The 23,855-nt window shown below is 72.9% G+C and carries 24 protein-coding genes; 15 read left to right on the top strand and 9 right to left on the bottom strand.

Going from position 1 to position 23,855, the window contains the following annotated elements:
• Positions 1-13 precede the first annotated feature (13 nt).
• The gene (locus A4E84_RS17425) at positions 14-517 is read right to left on the bottom strand and encodes a nitroreductase family deazaflavin-dependent oxidoreductase (protein ID WP_062927470.1); all 504 of its coding nucleotides are present in this window, start codon (positions 515-517) and stop codon (positions 14-16) included.
• Positions 514-1,707, bottom strand: coding sequence for an acyl-CoA dehydrogenase family protein (locus A4E84_RS17430; protein WP_062927471.1), 1,194 nt, complete (start codon positions 1,705-1,707; stop codon positions 514-516). Before A4E84_RS17430 ends, A4E84_RS17425 begins: the two co-directional genes overlap by 4 nt.
• 116 nt (positions 1,708-1,823) lie before the next feature.
• Between A4E84_RS17430 and A4E84_RS17435 the strand changes: the two genes are divergently transcribed.
• From A4E84_RS17435 to A4E84_RS17470, 8 genes are all read left to right on the top strand, one after another.
• Positions 1,824-2,993 carry a thiolase C-terminal domain-containing protein gene (locus tag A4E84_RS17435; RefSeq protein ID WP_062927472.1) on the top strand — a complete coding sequence of 390 codons (1,170 nt, stop codon included), beginning with the start codon at positions 1,824-1,826 and terminating at the stop codon, positions 2,991-2,993.
• Between the two features lie 234 nt (positions 2,994-3,227).
• Positions 3,228-4,943 (top strand): SPFH domain-containing protein, encoded by a 1,716-nt coding sequence (locus tag A4E84_RS17440; RefSeq protein WP_062927473.1) that lies wholly within the window; start codon positions 3,228-3,230, stop codon positions 4,941-4,943.
• Positions 4,940-6,277: an SPFH domain-containing protein gene (locus tag A4E84_RS17445; RefSeq protein ID WP_237304943.1), complete on the top strand. Its 1,338-nt coding sequence runs from the start codon at positions 4,940-4,942 to the stop codon at positions 6,275-6,277. The genes A4E84_RS17440 and A4E84_RS17445 overlap by 4 nt, the downstream gene beginning before the upstream one ends.
• A gap of 205 nt (positions 6,278-6,482) precedes the next feature.
• Positions 6,483-6,932, top strand: a complete 450-nt coding sequence (locus tag A4E84_RS17450; RefSeq protein ID WP_062927474.1) for a hypothetical protein — start codon at positions 6,483-6,485, stop codon at positions 6,930-6,932.
• Positions 6,932-7,333 (top strand): Zn-ribbon domain-containing OB-fold protein, encoded by a 402-nt coding sequence (locus A4E84_RS17455; RefSeq protein ID WP_062927475.1) that lies wholly within the window; start codon positions 6,932-6,934, stop codon positions 7,331-7,333. Before A4E84_RS17450 ends, A4E84_RS17455 begins: the two co-directional genes overlap by 1 nt.
• Positions 7,334-7,364: 31 nt before the next feature.
• Positions 7,365-7,967 (top strand): GNAT family N-acetyltransferase, encoded by a 603-nt coding sequence (locus A4E84_RS17460; RefSeq protein WP_062927476.1) that lies wholly within the window; start codon positions 7,365-7,367, stop codon positions 7,965-7,967.
• Positions 7,968-8,072: 105 nt separating this feature from the next.
• Positions 8,073-8,285: a DUF4287 domain-containing protein gene (locus A4E84_RS17465; protein ID WP_062927477.1), complete on the top strand. Its 213-nt coding sequence runs from the start codon at positions 8,073-8,075 to the stop codon at positions 8,283-8,285.
• A 57-nt stretch (positions 8,286-8,342) separates the two neighbouring features.
• Positions 8,343-9,224, top strand: a complete 882-nt coding sequence (locus A4E84_RS17470; protein ID WP_062927478.1) for a GNAT family N-acetyltransferase — start codon at positions 8,343-8,345, stop codon at positions 9,222-9,224.
• A 119-nt stretch (positions 9,225-9,343) separates the two neighbouring features.
• Here the strand turns inward: A4E84_RS17470 and A4E84_RS17475 are convergent, their stop codons facing one another.
• The gene (locus A4E84_RS17475) at positions 9,344-10,009 is read right to left on the bottom strand and encodes a pyridoxine/pyridoxamine 5'-phosphate oxidase (protein WP_062927479.1); all 666 of its coding nucleotides are present in this window, start codon (positions 10,007-10,009) and stop codon (positions 9,344-9,346) included.
• A 287-nt stretch (positions 10,010-10,296) separates the two neighbouring features.
• Here A4E84_RS17475 and A4E84_RS17480 point away from each other — a divergent pair, with 287 nt between their 5' ends.
• The 4 genes from A4E84_RS17480 (at position 10,297) to A4E84_RS17495 (ending at position 15,301) form a co-directional block, all read left to right on the top strand.
• Positions 10,297-11,502: a flavin-containing monooxygenase gene (locus A4E84_RS17480; RefSeq protein ID WP_062927480.1), complete on the top strand. Its 1,206-nt coding sequence runs from the start codon at positions 10,297-10,299 to the stop codon at positions 11,500-11,502.
• 128 nt (positions 11,503-11,630) lie between these two features.
• Positions 11,631-13,856 carry an acetate--CoA ligase family protein gene (locus tag A4E84_RS17485; RefSeq protein WP_062927481.1) on the top strand — a complete coding sequence of 742 codons (2,226 nt, stop codon included), beginning with the start codon at positions 11,631-11,633 and terminating at the stop codon, positions 13,854-13,856.
• Positions 13,856-14,641: an enoyl-CoA hydratase/isomerase family protein gene (locus A4E84_RS17490; RefSeq protein WP_062931493.1), complete on the top strand. Its 786-nt coding sequence runs from the start codon at positions 13,856-13,858 to the stop codon at positions 14,639-14,641. Before A4E84_RS17485 ends, A4E84_RS17490 begins: the two co-directional genes overlap by 1 nt.
• A 42-nt stretch (positions 14,642-14,683) precedes the next feature.
• Positions 14,684-15,301 carry a flavin reductase family protein gene (locus A4E84_RS17495; RefSeq protein WP_237304944.1) on the top strand — a complete coding sequence of 206 codons (618 nt, stop codon included), beginning with the start codon at positions 14,684-14,686 and terminating at the stop codon, positions 15,299-15,301.
• On the opposite strand, the gene A4E84_RS42935 is transcribed toward A4E84_RS17495, so the two are convergent.
• Positions 15,279-15,461, bottom strand: coding sequence for a hypothetical protein (locus A4E84_RS42935; protein ID WP_159029588.1), 183 nt, complete (start codon positions 15,459-15,461; stop codon positions 15,279-15,281). The genes A4E84_RS17495 and A4E84_RS42935 overlap by 23 nt on opposite strands.
• A 49-nt stretch (positions 15,462-15,510) precedes the next feature.
• Here A4E84_RS42935 and A4E84_RS17500 point away from each other — a divergent pair, with 49 nt between their 5' ends.
• Positions 15,511-15,978 (top strand): hypothetical protein, encoded by a 468-nt coding sequence (locus tag A4E84_RS17500; RefSeq protein WP_062927483.1) that lies wholly within the window; start codon positions 15,511-15,513, stop codon positions 15,976-15,978.
• 20 nt (positions 15,979-15,998) lie between these two features.
• Here the strand turns inward: A4E84_RS17500 and A4E84_RS17505 are convergent, their stop codons facing one another.
• Positions 15,999-17,300 (bottom strand): MFS transporter, encoded by a 1,302-nt coding sequence (locus A4E84_RS17505; RefSeq protein WP_062927484.1) that lies wholly within the window; start codon positions 17,298-17,300, stop codon positions 15,999-16,001.
• 71 nt (positions 17,301-17,371) lie between these two features.
• Here A4E84_RS17505 and A4E84_RS17510 point away from each other — a divergent pair, with 71 nt between their 5' ends.
• Positions 17,372-18,385, top strand: a complete 1,014-nt coding sequence (locus tag A4E84_RS17510; protein ID WP_062927485.1) for a GlxA family transcriptional regulator — start codon at positions 17,372-17,374, stop codon at positions 18,383-18,385.
• Here A4E84_RS17510 and A4E84_RS17515 read toward each other — a convergent pair.
• The 3 genes from A4E84_RS17515 to A4E84_RS17525 all read right to left on the bottom strand — a co-directional run bounded on the left by A4E84_RS17515 (position 18,375) and on the right by A4E84_RS17525 (position 21,612).
• Positions 18,375-19,424: a Zn-dependent alcohol dehydrogenase gene (locus A4E84_RS17515; RefSeq protein WP_062927486.1), complete on the bottom strand. Its 1,050-nt coding sequence runs from the start codon at positions 19,422-19,424 to the stop codon at positions 18,375-18,377. The genes A4E84_RS17510 and A4E84_RS17515 overlap by 11 nt on opposite strands.
• Entirely contained in the window at positions 19,424-20,572 is a 1,149-nt protein-coding gene (locus tag A4E84_RS17520; RefSeq protein WP_062927487.1) for an acyl-CoA dehydrogenase family protein, read from the bottom strand. The genes A4E84_RS17515 and A4E84_RS17520 overlap by 1 nt, the downstream gene beginning before the upstream one ends.
• A gap of 125 nt (positions 20,573-20,697) precedes the next feature.
• Positions 20,698-21,612 carry an SDR family NAD(P)-dependent oxidoreductase gene (locus tag A4E84_RS17525; protein WP_062927488.1) on the bottom strand — a complete coding sequence of 305 codons (915 nt, stop codon included), beginning with the start codon at positions 21,610-21,612 and terminating at the stop codon, positions 20,698-20,700.
• Positions 21,613-21,716: 104 nt separating this feature from the next.
• Here A4E84_RS17525 and A4E84_RS17530 point away from each other — a divergent pair, with 104 nt between their 5' ends.
• Positions 21,717-22,643: a cyclase family protein gene (locus A4E84_RS17530; RefSeq protein ID WP_062927489.1), complete on the top strand. Its 927-nt coding sequence runs from the start codon at positions 21,717-21,719 to the stop codon at positions 22,641-22,643.
• Positions 22,644-23,111: 468 nt separating this feature from the next.
• Here A4E84_RS17530 and A4E84_RS17535 read toward each other — a convergent pair whose 3' ends face one another.
• A complete protein-coding gene (locus A4E84_RS17535) occupies positions 23,112-23,588 on the bottom strand; it encodes an ATP-binding protein (protein ID WP_062927490.1) in 477 nt (158 codons plus the stop codon).
• Between the last annotated feature and the right edge of the window lie 267 nt (positions 23,589-23,855).

A 23,855-nucleotide genomic window follows, 5' to 3' on the forward strand; every position in this document is an offset into this window, starting at 1 on the left:
GGCAGGCGGTGGTTCACGCAGGTGGACCGCCGCCTGTCGCGCTTTTCTGCCTGGGCACGAGCCGGAACACCCGGATCTCCCGTTCCACCCGCGCCTGGTACGCCGCGTACGGCGGCCAGAACGCCAGCAGCGCCCGCCATGCCGCCGCCCGCTCCTCCCCCGCCAGCAGCCGGGCCGTGACCGCGACGTCCCGGCCCTTCCAGCTGATCTCCGCGTCGGGGTGCGCGAGCAGGTTGTGGCTCCAGGCGGGATGCCCCGGCCGTCCGAAGTTGGACCCGACGAGGATCCAGCAGCGCCCGCCGTCCTGAGGCATGCAGGCCAGGGGCGTACGACGGGGCAGTCCGCTCCGCGCCCCGGTGGAGGTCAGCACCACACCGGGGAGCAGGTGCGCGCTGAGCAGCACCTTTCCCCGGGTGAGCCGGTGGACGGCCCGGTCGAGGGCGGGCACCACGTGCGGCGCCACCCGCGCGAAGCCTCTGGTCGACGACACCTTCTGCACCACACGCGCACCCCTCATGTGCCGGCCTCCTCGAATACGTGTGCCGCGTCGGCCGCGTGTGCCCGCAGCCGGTGCACCGGCCCGAACAGCAGCTCGTCGCCCGCGGCACGCTTGAAGTACAGGTGAGCCTCGTGCTCCCAGGTGAATCCGATGCCGCCGTGCAGCTGGATCCCCTCGGCGGCGGCGCGGCGCAGTGCTTCGAGCGCCTGGGCGAGGGCGAGAGGGCCGGCCGTCTGTGCCCCGGGGGCCGGGGCCGCGGCGGCCCAGGCCGCGTAGTACGCCGCCGACCGGGCCGCCTGGACCTGGACGTAGGCGTCGGCCAGCCGGTGTTTGACCGCCTGGAAGGAGCCGACCGGCCTGCCGAACTGCTCGCGCTGCCCCACGTACTCGACGGTCCGCTCCAGCACCCGGCCGGCGGCCCCCACGGCCTCGGCGGCGAGGCAGGCGGCGGCGGTGTCACCGAGCCGGGCCAGGGCGGGGAGGGCGTCGGCGGCTTCGTCACCCAGCAACTCCGCCGGTGTGTCGCGCAGTTGGATCCGCCCCTGCGGGCGGGTGGCGTCCAGGGCGGTCTGCCGTACGCGGGTGAGGCCGGCGGCGTCCCCGCGCACGAGGAAGAGCAGCACGCGCGATCGGGCGAAACCGCCGGTGTGCGCGGCGACCACGAGCAGCTCGGCACTGTGCCCGTCGAGCACCTGGTCGACCTGCCCGTACACCTGCCAGCCGGCCCCGGTCCGCCGGGCCTGTACGCCCCCGGCCCGTCCCCCGCCGGCCCACTGCCCGCGCCGGTCGTGGCCGGTGAGCGCGAGGGCGGTGGCGAGTGCGGGCCCCGGTACGGCGAGGGTGGCGGTGAGTCCGCCGGAGGCGATACGCGGCAGGAGCCCGGTGCGCTGGGCTCCGGTGCCGAGGGCGAGCAGCAGCGGGGCGGTGAGGACGGCGGTGGCCAGCAGGGGGGTCGGGGCGAGGGCCCGGCCCGTCTCCTCGCAGGCCAGGGCCAGTTCGGTCACCGTGCCGCCGACTCCGCCGCAGGTCTCGGGGAGCGCCAGTCCGGGCAGCCCCAGGTGCCCGGCGAGGGCGGTCCACAGGGCCCGGTCGTGTCCGGCCGGGGTGTCGACGGCGGCCCGCAGCTCTTGTGGACCGCACCGCTTGTCGAGCAGGCCTCGCAGGGTGCGGCGGATCTCGTCCTGTTCGTCGGTGAAGCGGGCGTCCATGGGGCACCTCTCTCCGCACCTCTCTTCGCATCTGACGGTCCGTCATATTAGGGCGGCGGAACAGGGAAGCCCAGAGCCCTGCCGGGCCCACCCGAATCTGATGTACCGTCAGATGCATGGTGGCCCGGAGGAAAGTGGCCGTCGTCGGCGCGGCCCTCTCGGACTGCGGCCGCGTGGACGACGCGACGCCGTACGCCCTGCACGCCCAGGCGGCCCGCCGCGCCCTGGCGGACGCGGGCCTGGACCGTACGCTCGTCGACGGCTTCGCCTCGGCGGGCCTCGGCACCCTGGCGCCCGTCGAGGTCGCCGCGTACCTGGGCCTGCGCCCCACCTGGGTCGACTCCACCTCCGTGGGCGGCTCCACCTGGGAGGTCATGGCGGCCCACGCGGCGGACGCGATCGCGGCCGGGCACGCCCGCGCGGTGCTGCTCGTCTACGGCTCGACGGCCCGCGCCGACGTCCGCGCGGGCCGCCGCACCGGGACCCTGTCGTTCGGCACGCGGGGCCCCCTGCAGTTCGAAGTCCCCTACGGTCACACCCTGATCGCCAAGTACGCCATGGCGGCGCGCCGCCACATGATCGAGTACGGCACGACGATCGAGCAGCTGGCGGAGGTGGCGGTGCAGGCCCGGGCCAACGCGGCCCTCAACCCGGAGGCGATGTTCCGCACCCCGGTCACGGTCGACGACGTCCTGGCCGGGCCCATGATCGCGGACCCCTTCACCAAGCTGCACTGCTGCGTGCGGTCCGACGGCGGGGCGGCGGTGCTGCTGGTGGCGGAGGAGTACGTAGGGGACTGCCGTACGCCACCGGTGTGGGTCCTGGGGTCCGGGGAGTGCGTCTCGCACGCGGCGATGTCCGAGTGGCCGGACTTCACGGTGTCGCCCGCGGCGGTGAGCGGGCGGCTGGCATTCGAACGGGCGGGGGTGCGGCCGTCGGAGATCGACGTGGCCGAGATCTACGACGCGTTCACCTACATGACGCTGGTGACGCTGGAGGACCTCGGCTTCTGCGCGAAGGGCGAGGGCGGGGCGTTCGTGGAGAAGGGGCGGTTGCGGGTCGAAGGCGGTGAGCTGCCGGTCAACACGGACGGGGGCGGGCTGTCGGCGCAGCATCCCGGGATGCGGGGGCTGTTCCTGCTGGTGGAGGCGGTGCGGCAGGTGCGCGGAGACTGCGGGGAGCGCCAGGTACGGCGCAGCGACGGCTCGCCGCCGCGACTGGCGGTGGCGTCGGGGACGGGGGGCTGGTTCTGCTCGTCGGGGACGGTGGTGCTGGGGGCGGGGTGAGGGGACTCGGGGAGGGGCCCTTGCGTGCGGCCGCTCGGCGCGCCTGCCGGTCCCGGCCTGAAAGACATCGCTTTCCCCAGGCGTAAGGGGTGCATCCCGGCAATTACCAAGCGGTAACCCTGCAGGGTGCACCCCCTACCCTTGCCGGAAACCGTCGTGTGGGATGACCTGAAGCACACAGGACACACGGGACACCCGAGCAGCACGACAAGCACCACAACCGAAGGGGGAGCCGTGGCACGAACGCGGGCGCAGAGCCTACGGAACGTCGCCGAGGCCGTCGCATCCGGCACCGATCCGCGAGCCGCGGCGCAGGAGGAATTGCGCCGCCGCACCGGATTCGGCAGCACCGGCGGCCAGGAAAGGAACACGCGTTACGCGGGCTCCCAGGACGGCGACGACGAGCAGTACGAGACCGAGAGCGAGGGCATGGACCCGGCCGACTTCCCGGCGGCCCGGGAACAGGGCGGGTCCATCGCCACCGTCATGCGGCAGAAGACGGTGCCGCTGGACGAGGCCGGGGAAGCCCTCGGCCGCAGTGAGCAAATGCACGAGCAGGGCGAACCGGTGCACGCCATCTGCCCGATGGTGATGCCCAAGGGCCGCTCCTTCCTGTCCATGCTCCCGGTGCTGTCGCTGCTGGTGCTGGGCGCCGTGGGCACCACGGTCGTGTCGGCGGTGGGCGACGGACCGCTCACCAACCCGCTGTTCGGGCTGCACTACTGGATCATCGCGCTGCTCGCCGTGTTCTTCGTGTGGTGGCGGCAGGGCCTGGTGATGGTGCCGGAGGGCAGCCAGGCGCTGATCACCCGGTTCGGCAAGCTGGAGAAGGTCGTCGGCCCCGGCCGCGTCACCCTGCTGAGCCCCTGGAAGCGGGTGTCGTACATCGTCAACACCACCCGCGAGTACCCGTTCAACGCGCCCGTGCGCGAGGCCCCCACCAAGGGCGGCGTCAAGGCGTCCATCGACCTGTTCATCCAGTTCCGGATCAGTGACCCGGTGGAGTTCGTCTACACGCTGGGCGCGGTGCGCGGCTTCGAGGAGAAGCTGAGCAACGCCGTCAGCGAGACCATCCGCAGCCTGATCTACGAGCAGGAGGCCGCCGGTATCTACGACATGGTCGGCGAGGACACCGGCCGCCTGCTGGAGCAGCTCAACCAGCAGTTCCGGCCCGCGGTGGAGCTGACCAACGCCAACATCACGCACGCCGAGCCGTCCGACCGGCGCTACCGGATGGACCTGGCCGCACCCGAGATGGTCCGCGTGGCCAAGGAGGCGTACACCCACGAGTACGCCCTCCAGCTCCGCAAGCAGCAGGACGAGGGCGACCTGACCAGGGAGCTCGCCTCCAGTCACGAGACCCTCTCGGCGATCCAGGCCGACATCGCCCAGTACCAGGCCCAGATGGACACCGCCGTGGAGCGGGAGACCAACCGCGCCGAGGCGACGGCCCGCCAGCGTTACGTGCAGGCCGAGTCGGAGGCGAAGGCCAACGCGGCGCTGCTGGAGGCGCAGGCCCTCGACATCCGCGCGGTCACCGCGGCCGAGGCGCCCGAGATCCTCGAGTACCGCTACCAGCAGCAGGTACTGGACACCTTGGAGCAGGTCGCCGACCACCTGCCGCGCCTGGTGCGCATCGGCGGGGGCGGCGCGGACGGCGTCGGCGGCGCCGGGATCGACTTCCTCGAACTGGCCCGGGAACTGGTCGGCGAGCGCGGCGCGGAACTGTTCACGGACGAGGACATGGCGGCCGTCCGGGCCCGTCTGGGGGAGGTGTCCGAGCGCATCGCCGCCCGCCAGGACGAGATCGGCGCCCTGCTGGCCGCCGAGCGGCCCACCGTGCCGCAGATGCCCGGTGAGACCGGCGCACCGGATGAACCCGGTGCCGCGAGTGCGGCACCGCACGCCGCGGAGGACCCGTCCGCCGTGTCAGAGGAGGACCAGCAGTGAGCACCGCCCGTATGAGCCGCCGCTCGGTCATCGCCGAGGCGGTGGCCCCCTGGAACGACATCGCCCGCCTGCTGCGCGGCGGCGAGGCCGACACGCTGATCCCGGTCATCATCCCGCGCCACCGCCGCCGCCTGTGGTGGATGCTGCCGCTCTGGCTCGGCGTGTACGCCCTGCTGGCCGGCGTGATGCTGTCGCTGCGCGAGGCGGACTCCGAGGGCGCCGCCGATCTCGCCTACGGCACGCTGGGCACCCTGTGCTACGTCGCCGGCGTGGTCATGCTGCTGGTCGGCGGCCTGTGGTGGTGGCGTTCGTCGATCGTCGAGATCGAGCAGGGCACCCACGGCGTGCTGACCCGCTACGGCGCCGTCACCCGCACCCTGGACGCCGGCCGGCACTACCTGTGGCACCCGTGGTCACGCGTCGACTTCGTCGTCGACACGGCCACCGAGATCCCGTACTCGGCGCCCGTGATGGCCTGTCCGACGCAGGAGAACGTGCCGCTGCGGTCCATCGAGTTCTTCCTGAAGTTCCGCATCACCGACGCGGTGCTGTTCGTCCGCACCATCGGCGCGGGCAACTTCGACCTGGTGCTGTCCAGCGCGGTGCAGGACGCGATCCGGCAACGGGCCCGCAAGATGCGCACCGAGCGCGCGTACGACCTGCGCGGCTCGGACGTCGCCGACATGCAGGAACTGCTCAACCGCCAGCTGTCCGGCTACGGCGTGCGCATCACCGGCTCCAACATCCCGGACGTCCAGCTGCCCACGCAGTACCAGCAGCACCTGGCCACCCGCGAGCGGGTCTCCAAGGAGCGCACCGCCTACGACCAGGAATGGGGCCTGATCCGCAAGCGCCGCATCGACAGCCTGGGCATGGACATCGAGCGCGCCAAGAAGGTCCGCGACGCCCGGATCGTCGAGGTGAAGGCCGCGCTGAACAGGGCGCGCGAGCAGGTCGCCCAGCTGCTGGAGCAGCAGGAGACCCAGGCGCAGCGCGTCCGGTTCGAGATCGAGACGCGGGGGCGCAGCGGCCTCATCGCCGCCGAGAACGAGGCCCGCGCCCAGCGGGCCCTGGCCAAGGCCTACCGGGACAACCGGGCGGTGCTCCAGTACGAACTGGCCCGTCGGCGCCTGGACGTGGGCGCCCAGCTCGCCGGAAAGGCCCCGCAGCCGGTGGTCGTCCGCACGGACGGCACGGGAACCGACACCTCGGCCCTGACCACGCTGCTCACCGCGCACCTGCTGCCGCAGCTGACGGCCCCGCCGACGGACGGCCGGATGCGTCTCGACGACCACGTCCGGTACGGCGACGGCGAGGGCGGCGACGCACGCTGAGGTCCGTTCTCCGAGCGGCCTGGCCCGGAGCGGGAACGACGCCCGACCGACCGCTGCCTCGCAGGAGGTGGCGGTCTTGTCGTGAGATCCACCGCACGCGAGGAGTGCCACCGGGGTCCGGGCTCGCGCCTTCGCGGGCTTGTTGCGGCAGCCGAATCTGACGTACCGTCAAATTCGGTGTCGGCGGCGATGCGGGAGCATGGGCATGGACACGATCTGGCTCACCGGGGCGGAATGGCTGGCCGTGCTGCGGATCGGGCTCGGGCTGTGGTGGCTGGAGAGCTGGCGGCACAAGGACCGCAAGGCCTGGTTCCAACGGGGCACCGGCATCACGTGGGCGGCGGGGATAGCCGCCGAGCACCGCTGGAGCGCCGTACGTTCGGGATTCGACACGGTCGTCGCGCCCCACCCGCGCGCGATGGCGTACGTCGTCGTCCACGCCGAACTCGCCCTCGGGCTGGGCCTGATCACCGGCTTCCTCACCCCGGTCGCCCTCGCGGGCGGGTTCCTCCTCAACGCCCTCTACTTCACGCTGATGATCCACGAGGTCGCCGAGCAGGGGCAGAACTCGATGATGGCGCTGATGTCACTGGTCGGGCTGTTCGGGATGTCCTGGCAGACGTGGTCGCTGGACGCAGCGCTGGGGCTGTTCTGATGACCGCCCGCCACAGCCTGCCCGAGCCCGACGCCTTCACCCGGACGTACTGGGAAGCCGCCGCCGAGGGCCGGCTGTTGATCCGCCGCTGCGGGGCCTGCGACCGGGCCCACCACTACCCGCGCGAGTTCTGCCCGCACTGCTGGAGCGAGGACGTCACCTGGGAGCCGGCGAGCGGCCGGGCCACGCTCTACACCTGGTCCGTCGTCCACCGTAACGACCTGCCGCCCTTCACCGAGCGCCTCCCCTACGTCGCCGCCGTGGTCGATCTGGCCGAGGGGCCGCGGATGATGACGGAGATCGTCGGCCCGGGGGAACCGTCGGCCGGAGCGCAGCTGCGGGTGGGGTTCCGGCAGGGGATCCCGGTCTTCCGGCTCCTGCCCGGCGCGGCCGGCAGGTGAACGGCGCTGCCCCACGCGCTTGAATGACCTCATGGCCCCCATACGTGACCACTCCCCGACCGGCCCCCACCCGGAACTGAACGGCCACGGACTGCGCCTGCGTCCCTGGGACGCCGGGTCCGGCTCCGACGTCGACGCCTGGCTGCGTGGGATGCGGGACTCCGAGTTCCGGCGCTGGAACACCCCGCTGCGGCCGGTCACGGACCGCAGGAGTGCCCGGGAGTCGCTGCTGGCGCGGGAGCAGAGCGCCACGGAGGGTACATCGCTGTCGTTCCGGGTCGCGGACGCGCGCAACGACACGGCACTGGGGCACATCGGGGTCAATGAGATCAGGTACCACCTGAGGGTCGCCCGCGTCGGCTACTGGGTCCTGCCCGAGGCCCGTGGCCAGGGCGTGGCCACCCGGGCCCTCCTGCTCGCCGCCCGCTGGGCCCTCACGGAACTCGGGCTGCACCGCCTGGAGCTGGATCACGCGGTGGGGCACGAGGTGTCGTGCCGGATCGCCGAGCGGTGCGGCTTCGCGTACGAGGGCACGTTGCGCGGGGCGATTTTCCAGGAGGACCGCCACGACGCGTTCCGGGACGCCCACCTGCACGCCCGCCTGGCCACGGACCCGGACCCGGCGGGTCCGTGAGGCCTGGAGCCGGGCAGGAGTGTGGCGCAGGTCACTCGATGCGGGCGATCAGTCGGTCCCGTCGCCCCGGTCATAACCGGCGACAACAGCGAAGGGACCACCGAGATGACCGCACCCGCGAAGGGCCCCGCGAGCTACTTCCCCTCCATCGAGAAGAAGTACGGCCGGCCGATCGCAGACTGGCAGGCCCTCATCCGCTCCTCGCCGCTGACCCGGCACCTGGAGCTCGTCAACTGGCTCAAGTCCGAGCACGGCCTCGGGCACGGCCACGCCAACGCGCTCGTCGCCCACACCCTCGCCGAGGACGGCGGCAAGTGAGCCGAGGGGGCCGCTAATGGGGAGGCGCCGGGACGGAGGCCGACGGCATCATGAGGCATGGACACGGACACCGGCCACTGGCGCCTCACCCACGACCTCGACGGTTTCCTGACCCGGGCCGGCGCCTTCCTCCAAGCCCAGCCGGCTCTGCACACCGTCCCGTTGACGGTCACGGACAACCTGCGCAGACGCGGCCCGCACATCTACGGCGACAGCGTGCCGGAGTTCGGCGTACTGGAACGGGACGGCCTGGTCCGGGCGACGGTCTTCCGCACACCACCGCACCGGATGAACCTCACCGCCCTGACCGCCGAGGAGGCCGAGGCGCTGGCCGCACGACTGGCCGCCCTCGGCCACCGCCTGCCCGGCGTGCACGCCGACCGCGACACCGCCGCCGCCTTCTCCGAGGCCTGGCAGCGGCACACGGGCGCCGCGGCCACGCTCCGACAGCGTCAGCGGCTCTACCGGCTCGGCACCCTGACCGTGCCCCGTCCCGTACCGCCCGGTGGGCCCCGCATCGCCGTCGAGGCAGACCGCGACCAACTCTGCCGCTGGCACGACGAGTTCGTCGCCGCCGTCGGCGAGGGCAGCTTCCGGGACGCCGCCGCATGGGCGGACGCCCGTATCGCGGACGGCGGCATCACCTTCTGGGAGACGCCGGACGGCACGCCCGTGGCCATGGCCGGCACGACGCCCGAGATCGCCGGCCAGGTGCGCGTCGCCTCGGTCTACACCCCGCCCCACCTGCGCGGCCGCGGCTACGCGGGCGCCGCCACGGCCGAGGTCAGCCGCGCCGCCCTGGCCTCCGGAGCGCAGGAGGTGCTCCTCTTCACGGACCTGTCGAACCCGACCAGCAACGGCCTGTACCAGCGGATCGGGTACCTGCCGGTGGCGGACTTCGCGGTGTACGACTTCACGGGGTGGTCCGCGCCCGCTTGATCTCGCCCCAGTGACCAGGGGGCTTCCCGCGTCGGAGGATCAGAACACTGCCGGGCTCGTCGACTTGATCGCCGCATCATCCTCCGACGGCTCACGGGCGCTCGCGGCCCCAGGTCCGGTCACGGCCACAGCAGTTCCCGTGCCCACCCTGCCTCCGTGCTCCGATAGCGGAGCCGTACGTGCCGCCGTGCCTCGTCTCCCTGGAAGAACTCCACCTCCTGCGGCCGCAGTCGGTACAGGGTCCAGGACGGTACGGGAGCCTCCGGCTCATTCCGGGCCCGTTCCCACGCCGACTCCGAGGCCCGTGCCAGCTCCTCCACGGAGCCCAGGATTTCGCTCTGGCGGCCGGTCAGTGCCGCGGCCAGCGCGCCCGTCGAGCGGGCGTGGAGGTCACCCTGGGCCTCCTCGGACGGGGCTGCCGACACCGGGCCGCGGACCCGTACCTGCCGGCCCAGGACCGGCCAGTAGAAGCCGAGCGCGGCGCAGGGGCGGGCGATGAGGTGGCGGCCCTTGCGGCTGCCGGCGTGGGACGCGAAGAACCAACCGGTTTCGTCGGCGCCGTGCAGCATGACGATGCGTACGTCGGGCCGGCCGGACTCGTCGGAGGTCGCCAGCGACATGGTGTGCGGCTCGGTCTGCCCGGCCGCCACCGCCGCCGCGAACCACTCGGTGAAGAGGGGCAGCGGGGCGGCGGGGGCGGTCGTCGGGTCGAAGGAGGGCAGTCGCGTGACCTCCGGGTCCCAGACCCGCAGTGACCTCAGCAGCTCATGAAGATCCGTTGACATCCCCCGATTGTCACCCCGGAGGGCTCCTCGCACCTGACCGAGGTCCGACGAGACCCACCGCTCCGGCCGCATCCGCGGCACCAGCGTTTCTGAGCGAGAACCGGCCCGGCCAAGACCGGGTGTTCCCTCGCCAGGGCGCGGTCGGGGAGGCAGGATCACCGAATCGCCACCATCAGGCCCGCCATGCCACCGGCTCCGCCCCGTCCTTCTACAGTCGTGATCAATCCGGAACCAATTCCGGTCTTGACCGAGACCCATCATCCGGTCCCGTGATTACGCTCCCGCTCATGGCCGACTCCACACCCCCCACACACACCTCCGCGCAGCCTCCGCCCGACCGCCCCGTCTACGTCATCGGCGGCGGCCCCGGAGGGCTCTCCGTCGCGTACGCGCTGCGCGCCCGGGGCATACGGGCCGTCGTCCTGGAGAAGTCCGACCGGGTCGGGGCGTCGTGGCGCCGTCACTACGACCGGCTGCACCTGCACACCACCCGACGCCTCTCGGCCCTGCCCGGGCTGCCGATGCCGCGCCGGTTCGGCCGGTGGGTGTCCCGGGACGACGTGGTGCGGTACCTGGAGAAGTACGCCGAGCACCACCGCCTCGAAATCGTCACCGGCGTCGAGGTGTCCCGCGTCGAGCGCACCCCCGACGGCACGGGCTGGCTGCTGCACGCCACCGGCGGCCGGGAACTGACCGGCGCGGCGGTCGTCGTCGCCACCGGCTGCAACCACACCCCGCGCGTGCCGGACTGGCCCGGCCGGTCCGCGTTCACCGGCGAGTTCCTGCACGCCCGCGACTACCGCAACGGCACGCCCTACGCCGGCCGGGACGTCCTCGTCGCCGGGGTCGGCAACACCGGCGCCGAGATCGCCGTCGACCTGGTGGAGAGCGGCGCCTCCCGGGTCCGGCTCGCCGTGCGCACCGTCCCCCACATCGTGCGCCGTTCCACCGCCGGCTGGGCCGCCCAGTACAGCGGCGTCCTGGTCCGCCGGCTGCCGGTCGGCCTGGTCGACCGGATCTCCCGGGTGCAGGCCAGGGTGGCCCTGCCCGATCTGTCGGCCCACGGGCTGCCGCGTCCGGACACCGGGCTGTACACGCGGGTGAAGGAGGGGGCCGTCCCGGTGCAGGACGTCGGCCTGATCGACGCCGTGCGCAAGGGCAGGGTGGAGATCGTGGCCGCCGTGGACGGTTTCGAGGACGGCGGCAAGATCGCCCTGGCCGACGGCACCCGGATCTCCCCGGACGTGGTGATCGCCGCCACCGGCTACGTCCGCGCCCTGGAGGGCCTGGTCGGTCACCTCGACGTGCTCGACGACCGCGGCAGGCCCGTCGTCCACGGCGCCCGCACCCCGCACACCGCTCCCGGCCTGTACTTCACCGGCTTCACCAACCCGATCAGCGGCAACCTCCGTGAAATGGCACTCGACGCGGTGAAGATCGCCAAGGCCGTCGCGCGGTCCGGCCCGGGGAGCGTGTCCCGGCTGCCGGGCTGACGAACCCGCCCCGCCCGGCCGGACCTCCGTACAACTTCGCTCGTTCCGCCCAGTTCCTGACGCCGCATCAGTTCAGTAATCTGACAGAGCGTCAGTTAGCGGCTGTCTCACAGGAGCGGGCGGAAACGATGCTTGGATCGACCCACGGCACCCTCACCACCGACTCCCGCCGGACCCGGGCCATCGCCTGCGGGGAGCGGTCCGGGCCCGTCGTGCACGGCAGGCCCGCCCAGGACGGCGACCTGGACGTCAGCGGACGCCCGCTGCACGCCGGCGTACCCGACCTGGACCGCTTCTTCCGCCCCCGGTCCGTCGCCGTGATCGGCGCCTCGGACGCCGAAGGCCGCCCCAACACCGGCATCACGCGGCAGCTCGCCGACTGGGCGGAGCGCGTCGGTGCCCGGCTCCACCCGGTACACCCCAGCCGGCCCTCCGTCTTCGGCATCCCCTGCTCCCCGTCCGTCGCCGGCCTGCCCGAACAGGTCGATCTGGCCGTGGTGCTGGTCGGCGACCCCCTCCCGGTGATCGAGGAACTGGCCGAGGCCAAGACGCGGTTCGCGGTCGTCTTCGCGTCCGGGTTCGCCGAGACCGGGCCGGAGGGCGAGGCCGCCCAGCGGCGCCTTGCCGCCGCCGTCGAGCGGTCGGGGCTGCGGCTGCTGGGGCCCAACACCAACCTCAACGCCTTCGAGCGGTTCCGCGACGACCTGGAGGGGCCGGCGATCGCGCTGATCACCCAGTCCGGCCACCAGGGACGCCCGGTCTTCGCCCTGCAGGAGCTCGGCATCCGCCTCTCCCACTGGGCCCCCACCGGCAACGAGGCCGACCTCGACAGCGCCGACTTCCTCTCCTGGTTCGCCGAGCAGCCCGAGGTCGGCGCCATCGCCTGTTACCTGGAAGGGCTGAAGGACGGCCGTTCCTTCCTGCTCGCCGCCGACCGCGCCGCCCGGCGTGGAGTCCCGGTCGTGGCCGTCAAGGTGGGCCGTACCGAGACCGGCGCCCGCACGGCCGCCTCCCACACCGGCAAACTCACCGGCGCGGACGCCGTGGTGGACGCGGCGCTGCGCCAGTACGGCGTGATCCGGGTCGACGGGCTGGACGAACTCCAGGACACGGCCGCCCTGCTGGCCCGGGCCCGGCCGCCGCGCGCGGACGGGGTCGTCGTCTACTCGATCTCGGGCGGCACGGGCGCGCACGTCGCCGACCTGGCGACCGCCGCCGGTCTGAGCCTGCCGGTACTGTCCCAGGCCAGGCAGGCCGAGCTGCACCAGTGGATACCCGAGTACCTGAGCGTCGCCAACCCGGTCGACAACGGCGGGCATCCGGTGGGCGACGAGCGCGGCCGGAAGATCATCGACGCGATCCTCGCCGACCCCACGGTGGGCGTGCTGATCTGCCCGGTCACCGGCCCGTTCCCGCCGCTCAGCGACCGGCTCGTCCGGGACCTGGTGGACGCGGCCGAGCAGACCGACAAGCTGGTCTGCGTGGTGTGGGGCTCGCCGGTCGGCACCGAGCCCGCCTACCGCGAGGTCCTGCTCGGCTCCTCCCGCGTGGCCACGTTCCGCACGGTCGGCAACTGCCTCACCGCCGTCCGCGCCTACCTCGCCCACCACCGCTTCACGACCGGCTACCGCTCCCCCTTCGACGAGGCCCCGCGCACCCCGTCGCCGTCCTACCGCAAGGCGCAGGCCCTGATGCAGCCCGGCCGGCAGCTGAGCGAGCACGCGGCGAAGCAGCTGCTGCGGGCGTACGGCATACGCGTACCGCGCGAGCAGCTGGTGACCAGCGCGGCAGCGGCCGTCCGCGCGGCCGGGCTCGTGGGCTACCCGGTGGTGATGAAGGCCTCCGGGGCCCGGATCGCCCACAAGAGCGAACTGGGCCTGGTGAAGATCGGGTTGACCTCGGCCAGCCAGGTCCGCGACGCCTACCGGGAGCTGACCGACATCGCCCGCTACGAGGACGTCGCCCTGGACGGCGTCCTGGTCTGCCAGATGGTGGAGCAGGGCGTCGAGATGGTCGTCGGTGTCGCCCACGACGACCTGTTCGGACCGACCGTGACCGTCGGACTCGGCGGCGTGCTCGTCGAGGTGCTGCGCGACACCGCCGTCGGGGTGCCGCCCTTCGGGGAGGAGCAGGCGCGGGACATGCTCGCCGGGCTGCGCGGGCGGGCCCTGCTCGACGGTGTCCGGGGGCGCCCGGCGGCGGATCTGGACGCGCTGGTCGAGGTCGTCCTGCGCGTGCAGCGCATGGCCCTGGAACTGAGCGACCAGCTCGCCGAGTTGGACATCAACCCGCTGATGGTGCTGCCGCAGGGGCAGGGCGCGGTGGCGCTGGACGCGCTGGCGGTGTGCCGCTGATGCCGGCCGTTCTGTACGCGACGGCCGGCCATGTCCTCTCCCTCACCCTCAATCGGCCCGAGTCGCTCAACGCCCTCACGCCGGACCAGCGGGACGAGATCGTCCGGCTGCTGTCCGAGGCGTCGGCGGCCCCCGGCGTACGAGCCGTCGTGATCACGGGGACGGGCCGCGGCTTCTGCGCCGGAGCGGACCTCAGGGGCGCCGGGACATCCGGCGAACGCCTCGCGGGCGATGTCGCCCGCACCCTCCGCACCGGCGCCCAGCGGCTGATCGGCGCCGTGCTCGACTGTGAGAAGCCGGTGATCGCGGCGGTGAACGGCACGGCGGCCGGCCTCGGCGCGCATCTGGCGTTCGCCTGCGATCTGGTCCTCGCGGGCGAATCCGCCCGCTTCATCGAGGTGTTCGCACGCCGCGGACTGGTCCCCGACGGCGGCGGCGCCTATCTCCTGCCCCGCCTCATCGGCCCGCAGCGCGCGAAGGAGCTGATGTTCTTCGGCGACGCGCTCAGCGCAGCGGAAGCCGAACGCCTCGGGCTCGTCAACCGGGTCGTCCGCGACGAGGAGCTGGAGAGGACGGCACGCGTGTGGGCCGAGCGTCTCGCCTCCGGCCCCACCCGCGCCCTCGCCCTGACCAAGCAGCTCGTCAACGCCTCCCTCGACACCGACCGCGCCGCCGCCTTCGCCGCCGAGGCAGCCGCGCAGGAGATCAACATGACGACGGCGGACGCACGGGAGGGCGTACGGAGCTTCGTGGAACGGCGGAGCGCGGAGTTCGAGGGACGCTGACCCTTCCTATCTGACGAGCCGTCAGCTTCAATGGCGGATGTGATGGGACAAGCAGGGATGGCGGAAGCCGCCGTCCGCTACCTCAGGTCGAACCGCACACCCGCCCCGGAGCCCGTCGAAGCGCTGCCGCGCCCCGATCTGCGCTGCGTCGCCGAGGACGAGCGCGCACCACTCGACCCGGCTGAGTTCCGACGCGTCCTCGGCGCCTTCGCGACGGGCGTGACGGTCATCACGGCACCACCCACCGCCGACGGTGACTCCCCCGCCGGCTTCGCCTGCCAGTCCTTCACGTCCCTTTCCCTCACCCCGCCCCTGGTGGCCTTCATGGTCGGCCGTACGTCGTCGACGTGGCCGCGGATCGCGCGGGCGGGGGTGTTCTGCGTGAACGTCCTGGGCGCGGGCCAGGGCGAGTTGTGCCGCGCTTTCGCGGTGAGCGGCGCGGACAAGTTCGCGGGCGTGGCCCACGACGCCGCGCCGGTGTCGGGCTCGCCCCGGCTGACGGGCGCCGTTGCGTGGATCGACTGCGCGATCCACGCCGTCCACACCGGCGGTGACCACCTCATCGTGGTCGGCCGGGTGAACGCCCTCGGCACGGCGGACGATCCGTCCGAACCGCTGCTCTTCCACCGGGGGCGCTTCACCCGGCCGGCCCGCCCGTAGGGCTCACGCCACGGTCGGCCGCCAGCCGCCACAGCAGCCCGGTGCCCTCACAGGCCAGCCGGTGGGCGACGGCGGCCCGCATCCGGTCGTCGGCGACGACCCGGCGGGCAGGGGCAGCCCGGGCTCGGAGTGCCAGCGGGCGGAACAAGGTCGAGCTCACAATGGGCCGACCGGGCGGAGCGTCGCGTCGGACCAGGGAGGCAGGAGCCATGACCACCGAGGACGGCCCGCAGGAACCCGCCGAGCACGCCCGCTTCGCCGCCTGCCTGGGCGAGCTGGAACAGGTCGCCGACACGGACGAGATGGAGCTGGTCGGCGCTGTCCTCGCCGACCCGGACCGCGTCATGGCCGAGGCTGCCGTGGTGCGGCACCTCGACCGCCGGGCCGCACAGCTGTGGCCAAAACCCGCCTGGGAGGAGTGGGCAGCGGCCGTGGGCCGGGTGGTGACCGGACGGCCTTTCCTGGTCCGGCGCCTCCAGGAGTGGTCCCTGTTTCGATCGGTCTCCCTTCAACTGCCCTGGCGGTCAGAGGATTTGCTCGTGTCGTCGGACTGGCTCCAGCTCAAGACCGCGGCCGGGTCGAGCCCCGATGCCCTCGATGTCCTCGCCGAGAGCGGCCGGACGAAGAGGATCCGCAACGCCGCCCGGGCGAGCCGCGCGCGGCGGATCGAGGCCTGAAGCCCGGAAGACCGGCCCGTTCAGGCCGCGACCGGCTCGCCCCCCGCCCTCCGCCGGATCACCAGCGCCATCAGCGCCGCCGCAGCGCACAGCGCCCCCGACGCGTACCAGACCACGTCGTACGTGCCGAACGTGTCGCGGGCGACGCCGCCCAGGAAGGCGACGAGGGCGGCGCCGACCTGGTGGGAGGCGAGGACCCAGCCGAAGACGATCGCGCTGTCCTCGCCGTAGTGCTCGCGGCACAGGGCGAGGGTGGGCGGGACGGTGGCGACCCAGTCGAGGCCGTAGAAGACGATGAAGAAGATCATCGGCGGGTGGACCACGGGGCCCAGCAGGAGCGGGAGGAACATCAGCGACACGCCCCGCAGCGCGTAGTACACCGCCAGCAGGCGGCGCGGCTCGAAGCGGTCCGTGAACCAGCCCGAGGCGATCGTGCCGACGACGTCGAAGACGCCGATGACCGCGAGCAGGGAGGCGGCGGCCTGGACGGGCATGTGGTGGTCGTGGGCCGCTGGGATGAAGTGGGTCTGGATCAGGCCGTTGGTGGAGGCGCCGCAGATCGCGAAGGTGCCGGCGAGCAGCCAGAACGGGCCGGTGCGCACGGCCGAGAGCAGGACGGTCACGGCCCGGCGGGCGGCGCCGGGGACGGGCGGCGGCTTCGGCACGAACTCGGCGGCACCGTACGGCTTCTGGCCCACGTCCGCCGGGTGGTCGTGCAGCAGGAGCCACACGAACGGCACGACCGCGAGGGCGGCGAGGGCGACCGTCACGGCGGCCGGGCGCCAGTCGTAGCGGTCGATGATCCAGGACAGCAGGGGCAGGAAGATCAGCTGGCCGGAGGCCGAGGCGGCGGTGAGGATGCCGCTGACCAGGCCGCGCCGTTCGGTGAACCAGCGGTTGGTGACGGTCGCCGCGAAGGCCAGCGCCATGGAGCCGGAGCCGAGACCGACCAGCAGGCCCCAGCACAGCATCAGCTGCCAGGCCGCGGTCATCCACACCGTGAGCCAGGAGCCGGCCGCGATCACGGTGAGGGCGACCGCGACGACCCGGCGGATGCCGAAGCGGTCCATCAGGGCCGCCGCGAACGGGGCCGTCAGGCCGTACAGCGCGAGATTCACCGAGACAGCGGCGCCGATCGTGCCGCGCGACCAGTCGAACTCGTCATGCAACGGGTCGATGAGCAGGCCCGGCACGGAACGGAAGGCGGCGGCGCCGATGATCGTCACGAAGGTGACGGCGGCGACGAACCAGGCGCGGTGCACGCGCACACGAGTCGGCTTCGGCGGCTGCTGGACGGCCGCCGCATCGGTTGTCCGGGTCACGGCATAGAGCTTCCGACCTGCGGCTCGCTCCATCGAGTGGCCCGAAGGACAGCATTCGTTAGGATCAGGCCATGCGCCGTGAGCCGGAGTTCCGCCCGCACCGGGTCGTCGTCCTCGCCCTCGACGGCCTGCTCCCCTTCGAGCTGGGCATCCCGCACCGCATCTTCGGCCGCCCCCGGGACGCCCGGGGGCGGCCGCTGTACGACGTCGTCACCTGCTCGATCCGCCCGCCGGGCCCGGTGCGGACCGACGCCGACTTCGCCGTCCAGGTCGAGCACGGCCCCGAGGCCCTGGCCACCGCCGACACCGTGATCGTCCCGGCGTCGTACGAACTCGGCCCGGTCTTCGAGGAGGGCGTGCTCACCGGCGAACTGGCCGCCGCCCTCGACCACATCCGCCCCGGCACCCGGCTCGCCTCGATCTGCACCGGCGTCTACGTCCTCGCCGCCGCCGGTCTCCTCGACGGCCGGCCCGCCACGACGCACTGGGCCGACGCCGACCGCTTCCAGCGGCTCTTCCCGCACATCCAGGTCGATCCGGACGTCCTGTTCATCGACGACGGCGACGTCCTGACCTCCGCCGGTGTCGCGGCCGGCATCGACCTGTGCCTGCACATGGTGCGCCGCGACCACGGCACGGCGGTCGCCAACGACGTGGCCCGCCGCACGGTCGTACCGCCGCACCGCGACGGCGGTCAGGCGCAGTACATCCACCGGCCCGTGCCCGACCCGCAGCAGGCGACCACGACCTCGGCCCGGGCCTGGGCCCTGGGCCGTCTCCACGAGCCGATCCAGCTGCGTGACATGGCGGCGCAGGAGTCCATGTCGGTGCGCACCTTCACCCGCCGTTTCCGTGAGGAGACCGGCGTCAGCCCCGGCCAGTGGCTCACCCAGCAGCGCGTGGAGCGGGCCCGGCACCTCCTGGAGTCCACCGACCGCTCCGTCGAGCAGGTGGCGCGGGAGGCGGGCTTCGGCACGGCCCAGTCGATGCGCCAGCACCTCCAGGCGGCCCTCGGCGTCACGCCCACCGCCTACCGGCGCACCTTCCGGGCGGAGAAGGAGACCGCCGCCGCCCTCAGAAGGTGAGCACCGCCCGTGCCACCCGCCCCGCCTCCGCGTCCGCCGCCGCCTTCTCGAAGTCCTCGACCGGGTAGGTCCGGCTGACCAGTTCGTCGAGCAGGAGGCGCCCCTGGCGGTACAGCCCGGCGTACAGGGCGATGTCCCGCTGGGGTCGGGAGGAGCCGTAACGGCAGCCCAGGATGGACTTGTCGAGGTACATCGAGGAGACCCGGAAGGACGCCTCGGCCGTGGCGGGCGGGACCCCGAGCAGGATCGCCTGGCCGTGCCGGTCCAGGGCGTCGATCGCCTGCCGGATCAGCTCCACGCGGCCGACGCACTCGAAGGCGTGGTCCGCGCCGGTGGGCAGCAGCTCGCGCACCCCCTCGGTGGACGTCAGGAAGTCGGTCGCGCCGAACCGGCGTGCCGCCTCCTCCTTCGCCGGGTTGGCGTCGACGGCCACGATCCGCCCGGCGCCCGCAAGCCGGGCCCCCTGAAGCACGTTCAGGCCGATGCCGCCCGTCCCGATGACCAGGACGCTGTCGCCGCGGTCCACCCGTGCCCGGTTCAGTACGGCGCCCACCCCGGTCAGCACCCCGCACCCGATGAGCGCCGCCGACGTCAGCGGGATGTCGTCGGGGATCCGGACGGCCTGGACGGCCTGGACGACGGTGCGCTCGGCGAACGCCGAGTTGGACGCGAACTGGTGCACCGGCGATCCGTCGTGGCGGAACGGTCGGCCGGGGCGTCCGATGGCCTGCCGGCACATGGTCGGCCGGCCCCGGTCGCACTCGGCGCACGTGCCGCAGTTCGCCAGGGTGGACAGCGCCACATGGTCACCGGGCGCGACATGGGTGACGCCCCCACCCACCGCCTCCACGACCCCGGCCCCCTCATGGCCCAGCACCACAGGCACGGGGAACGGTATGGTCCCGTCCACCACCGACAGATCGCTGTGGCACAGCCCGGCCGCCGAGATCGCGACCCGCACCTCGCCCGGCCCCGGCTCGCGCACCTCCAGGTCCGTCACGACCCGGATGTGCCTCCCGTCGAAGATCACGCCTCGCATCACACGGCCCCCTTGGGCTCCCTGGGCAGGCCGAGCACCCGCTCGGCGATGATCGTGCGCTGGATCTGGTCCGAGCCGCCGTAGATCGTGTCGGCCCGGGAGAAGAGAAACAGGTGCTGGGAGGCGTCCAGTTCATACGGCTCGGAGGCCGACCAGTCGCCGGGGCCCACGGCCGCCCCCGCGCCCCGCACCAGCACCGCCAGCTCCCCGAGCCGCTGGTGCCAGCCGGCCCACAGCAGCTTGGCCACGCTCGGGGCACCCGCGTCACCGGAACCCCCCAGCGTGCGCAGGGCGTTCCAGCGCATCGTCCGCAGCTCGGCCCACTGCCGCACGAGCCGTTCCCGTACGACGGGGTCGTGCACCACGCCCGACGCGACGGCCGCGCGCACCACGCCCGCCAGTTCCTCGGCGAACCCGATCTGCTGGGCCAGCGTGGACACCCCGCGTTCGAAACCGAGCAGGCTCATCGCGACGCGCCAGCCGTCACCCTCGCCGCCGACGACGTGCTCGGCGTGCGCGCCGTCGAGGAAGACCTCGTTGAAGTCGCTGGTGCCCGTCAGCTGGCGGATGGGGCGGACCTCGATCCGGCCGGGCTGGTCCATGGGGACGAGGAGGAAGGTCAGCCCGTGGTGCCGTGCCGAGCCGGGTTCGGTCCTGGCCAGTACGAAACACCAGTCCGCCTCGTGCGCGAGCGACGTCCAGATCTTCTGCCCGGTGACGCGGTACGTACGGCCGTCCGGCTCGCGCACGGCCGCCGTACGGATCCCGGCCAGGTCCGATCCGGCACCGGGTTCGCTGTAACCCTGGCACCAGAGCTCCTCGCCTGCGGCGATCGGCGGCAGGAACCGCGACTTCTGCTCGTCGGTGCCGTGGGCGAGGAGCGTGGGGGCGAGCAGGTTCTCCCCGATGTGCCCGGAGCGCGGCGGCGCCCCCGACCGCGCGTACTCCTCGGCCCAGACGACCTGCTGGGTGAGGGTGGCCCTGCGATTCCCGTACCCGTCCTCCCCCCACCCGAGCCCGATCCACCCGGCGGCACCGAGGGTGCGTTCCCAAGTGCGGCGGTCGGCAGCGTCCTTGGCATACGCCGTCAACCAGTCGCGCACCTCGGCGCGAAAGTCCTCATCCTCTTGCCCGAACCCGAACTCCACGCTCGACCGCCTTAGATTGGCCCGGTCCATGCACACGGTCAGCGGGGCAGCCCCCTCAGGGGCGCGGGGAACTGCGCGAACGACCACACTCCACCCGCACCCGCCGAACCACCCCGCCCCCCGACCTACTGGGCGTTGGGCCGCTCCCCCTCAGCCGCCGCCCTCTCCATCTCCCGCACCCGCTCCAGCAACGGCATCGGATCCACCCCCACCGACCCGGGCAGAAACTCCGCGATCCGTTCCACCGTCCACCCGCCGGAGGCGTACGCCGCCCGCAGCTCCCGCGGCTGCGCCCACACCGCGATCTTCGCCCCGGCCACCGTGTACACCTGCCCGGTGATCCCCTGCCGGGAGGCGGCGTCGGACAGCAGGTACACCACCAGCGCGGCGACGTCCTCCGGCTCCCCGATCTCGGCCAGTTCCATCGGCACCCCGGCCGACATCCTGGTCCGCGCGACCGGCGCCACCGCGTTCGCGGTCACCCCGTACTTGTGCAGCCCGAGCGCGGCGCTGCGCACCAGCGAGATGATCCCGCCCTTGGCGGCGCTGTAGTTGGCCTGTGAGACGGACCCCTGGTGGTTGCCGCTGGTGAAGCCGATCAGCGTCCCGGCCCGCTGCTTGCGCATCACCGCGGAGGCCGCCCGGAACACCGTGAAGGTGCCCTTCAGGTGGGTCGCGACGACCGGGTCCCACTCCTCCTCGGTCATGTTGAACAGCATCCGCTCGCGCAGGATCCCGGCCACGCAGACCACACCGTCCAGCCGCCCGTACGACGCCAGTGCCACGTCGACGACCCGCTGCCCGCCGGCCATCGTGGAGATGTCGTCGGCGACGGCCACCGCCTCGCCGCCCGCCGCCTCGATCTCCTTGACCACGGCCTGGGCGACCTCGCTCGCCGGTGACGCGCCGTCGACCGAGACGCCGTAGTCGTTGACGACGACCTTCGCCCCCTCGGCCGCCGCCGCGAGCGCGACCGCGCGGCCGATGCCCCGCCCGGCACCCGTGACGGCGACGACCTTGCCTGCCAAGAAGTTCCCCACGCCCGGCCCCTTCCCGTCCCACGATTTCTGACGGACCGTTAGATTCTCGGTTCCCGAATTCTACGGCCCGTCAGATATGGAAAGACAAGCCCCGCGGAGGACTCATGTCGCTGCCGGACGCGTTCCACGACATCGCCAAGCGCGTGAACAACTGGGGCCGTTGGGGATCCGGCGACGAGATCGGCACCCTGAACCTGATCACGGACGACGTCGTCAGGCAGGCCGCGGCCACCGTCCGCACCGGTCATCGCGTCCCGCTGGCGCTGCCTCTCCAGCAGGACGGCGTGCAGACCGGCATGATCCCCGGCCGCGTCAACCCCCTGCACGCCATGGTGCAGATCAACCAGGAGATCTTCGGCCCGGGCACGGTCGCGTGCAGCGACGACGTCGTGACCATGGGCCTCCAGGCGGCCACCCACTGGGACGCCCTGCCGCACGTCTCACACTCGGGCCGGCTCTACAACGGCCGCCCCGCCCATACCGTCACCGCACACGGCGGCGCCGGGTTCAGCGGTATCGGCACGGTCCGGCACGTCGTCTCGCGCGGGGTGCTGCTGGACGTCGCCCGGGCCCGTGGCACGGACCGGCTCGACGGCGGGTACGCGGTCACGCCCGAGGACCTGGACGCCGCCGAGGAGCTGGCCGGCACGCGGGTGCGGGCGGGAGACGTCGTGCTCGTGCGGACCGGGCAGATCCAGGCCTGCCTGGCCGGGGACCGGCACGGCTACGCGTACCCCTCGCCGGGGCTGTCGATCCGGACCCCGGAGTGGTTCCACGCGCGCGATGTCGCGGCCGTCGCCAACGACACCCTGACCTTCGAGGTGTTCCCGCCCGAGGTGGAGGACCTCTGGCTGCCGGTGCACGCCCTCGACCTCGTGGAGATGGGCATGCCACAGGGCCAGAACTGGAATCTCGAAAAGTTGTCCACAGCCTGTGGAGAAGCGGGGCGGTATGCCTTCCTGCTGACCGCGACCCCCGAGCCGTTCACCGGGGCGACCGGCTCTCCGGTGGCCCCCGTCGCCGTCCTGTAGGCCGTCGGATCCGGGCCCCGCCCGCCGGACGCCCGGCAGGCCGGCGCCGCCGGGCCGCCATCCGCCGCAGCTGGATGGCGGCGCCGCGCTGCTCGCCCCGAGCACGGCAGCGCGCGCCGCCACCCGACTCCGGCGCTCCCGCCCCGACTCCCCGCCCCTGAAGGGAGCCGACGCCGAATCGCGACTCACACTCGACGAGGGCCGCCGTCCACCGAAGCCCTCGCCGTCCCCTCACGGTGAATCGCTGACCACCAGCGTGAGCAAACGGTCACGACGCGTCAACAGGAGTTCGGAGAAATGTCGCCAAGGCGGCTTTTGCCGCAGGCGCGCACGGAAGCACGTCCCGGCGCATCGCCGCATGATCTGACGGAACCCGCCGACCCGTCGTGCATCCGTGCCCCGGCCCCGCCGCACGAACCCGCGGCATGTGCCGCCGTACACCACGCCCGGCCGGAACGGGCGGCGGTGCTACACCGCCTCGTACGCCAGGCCCTCGAAAGCCGCCCCGCCGCACGCCACCGCGCCGCCTGCGCACGACGCCGTGAGGTCAGGGGACTTCGCGCACCGGTCCACCTCGCACCAGATGCGCTTGCCGGTGGCCTCGACGCTCCAGCCCCAGCGGTCGGCGAGGCCGTCGACGAGTGCCAGGCCCCGGCCGCCGGTCGCTTCGTCGCCGGCGCACCGGGGCACGGGGGCCCGGCCGCTGCGGTCCGCGACCTCCAGACGGACCGTGGCCTCCTCCGTCACCACGTGCGGCAGGGACAGCCGCAGGACGGCGGGACGGCCGGTGTGCACCACGGCGTTGGTGACGAGCTCGGAGACGAGCAGGATCAGCGTCTCGGCGAGGGGTTCGTCGGCCTGTATGCCGGACCCGGCCAGGCGGGAGCGGGCCCACCGCCGGGCTCGCCCCACTTCTGCGGGGTCGGGCCGGATCTCCAGCTGCACTTGAAGCACCTGCACCGCTCACACCATCCGAACCGGCGGACACTTAGGCTCGCGCCTCACGAGGGCCACGATCGTAGCCATTTTCTGCATGGCCAGAACAACGGCCGGGACAAGGATCACGCACCGTGAATCCCTTGTGGGACAGCATGGTTGACGTACAGTCACGCCAACAAGCGCTTCGGGCATATTCCAGCGCGAAGGAGTACCCGTGCGGCATACTGTGCGACGCTCGCCGCGGGCAGTCGAACAGGCGGCGCCACGGGGTCG

The organism is Streptomyces qaidamensis, assembly GCF_001611795.1.
Taxonomy (GTDB): Bacteria; Actinomycetota; Actinomycetes; order Streptomycetales; family Streptomycetaceae; genus Streptomyces; species Streptomyces qaidamensis.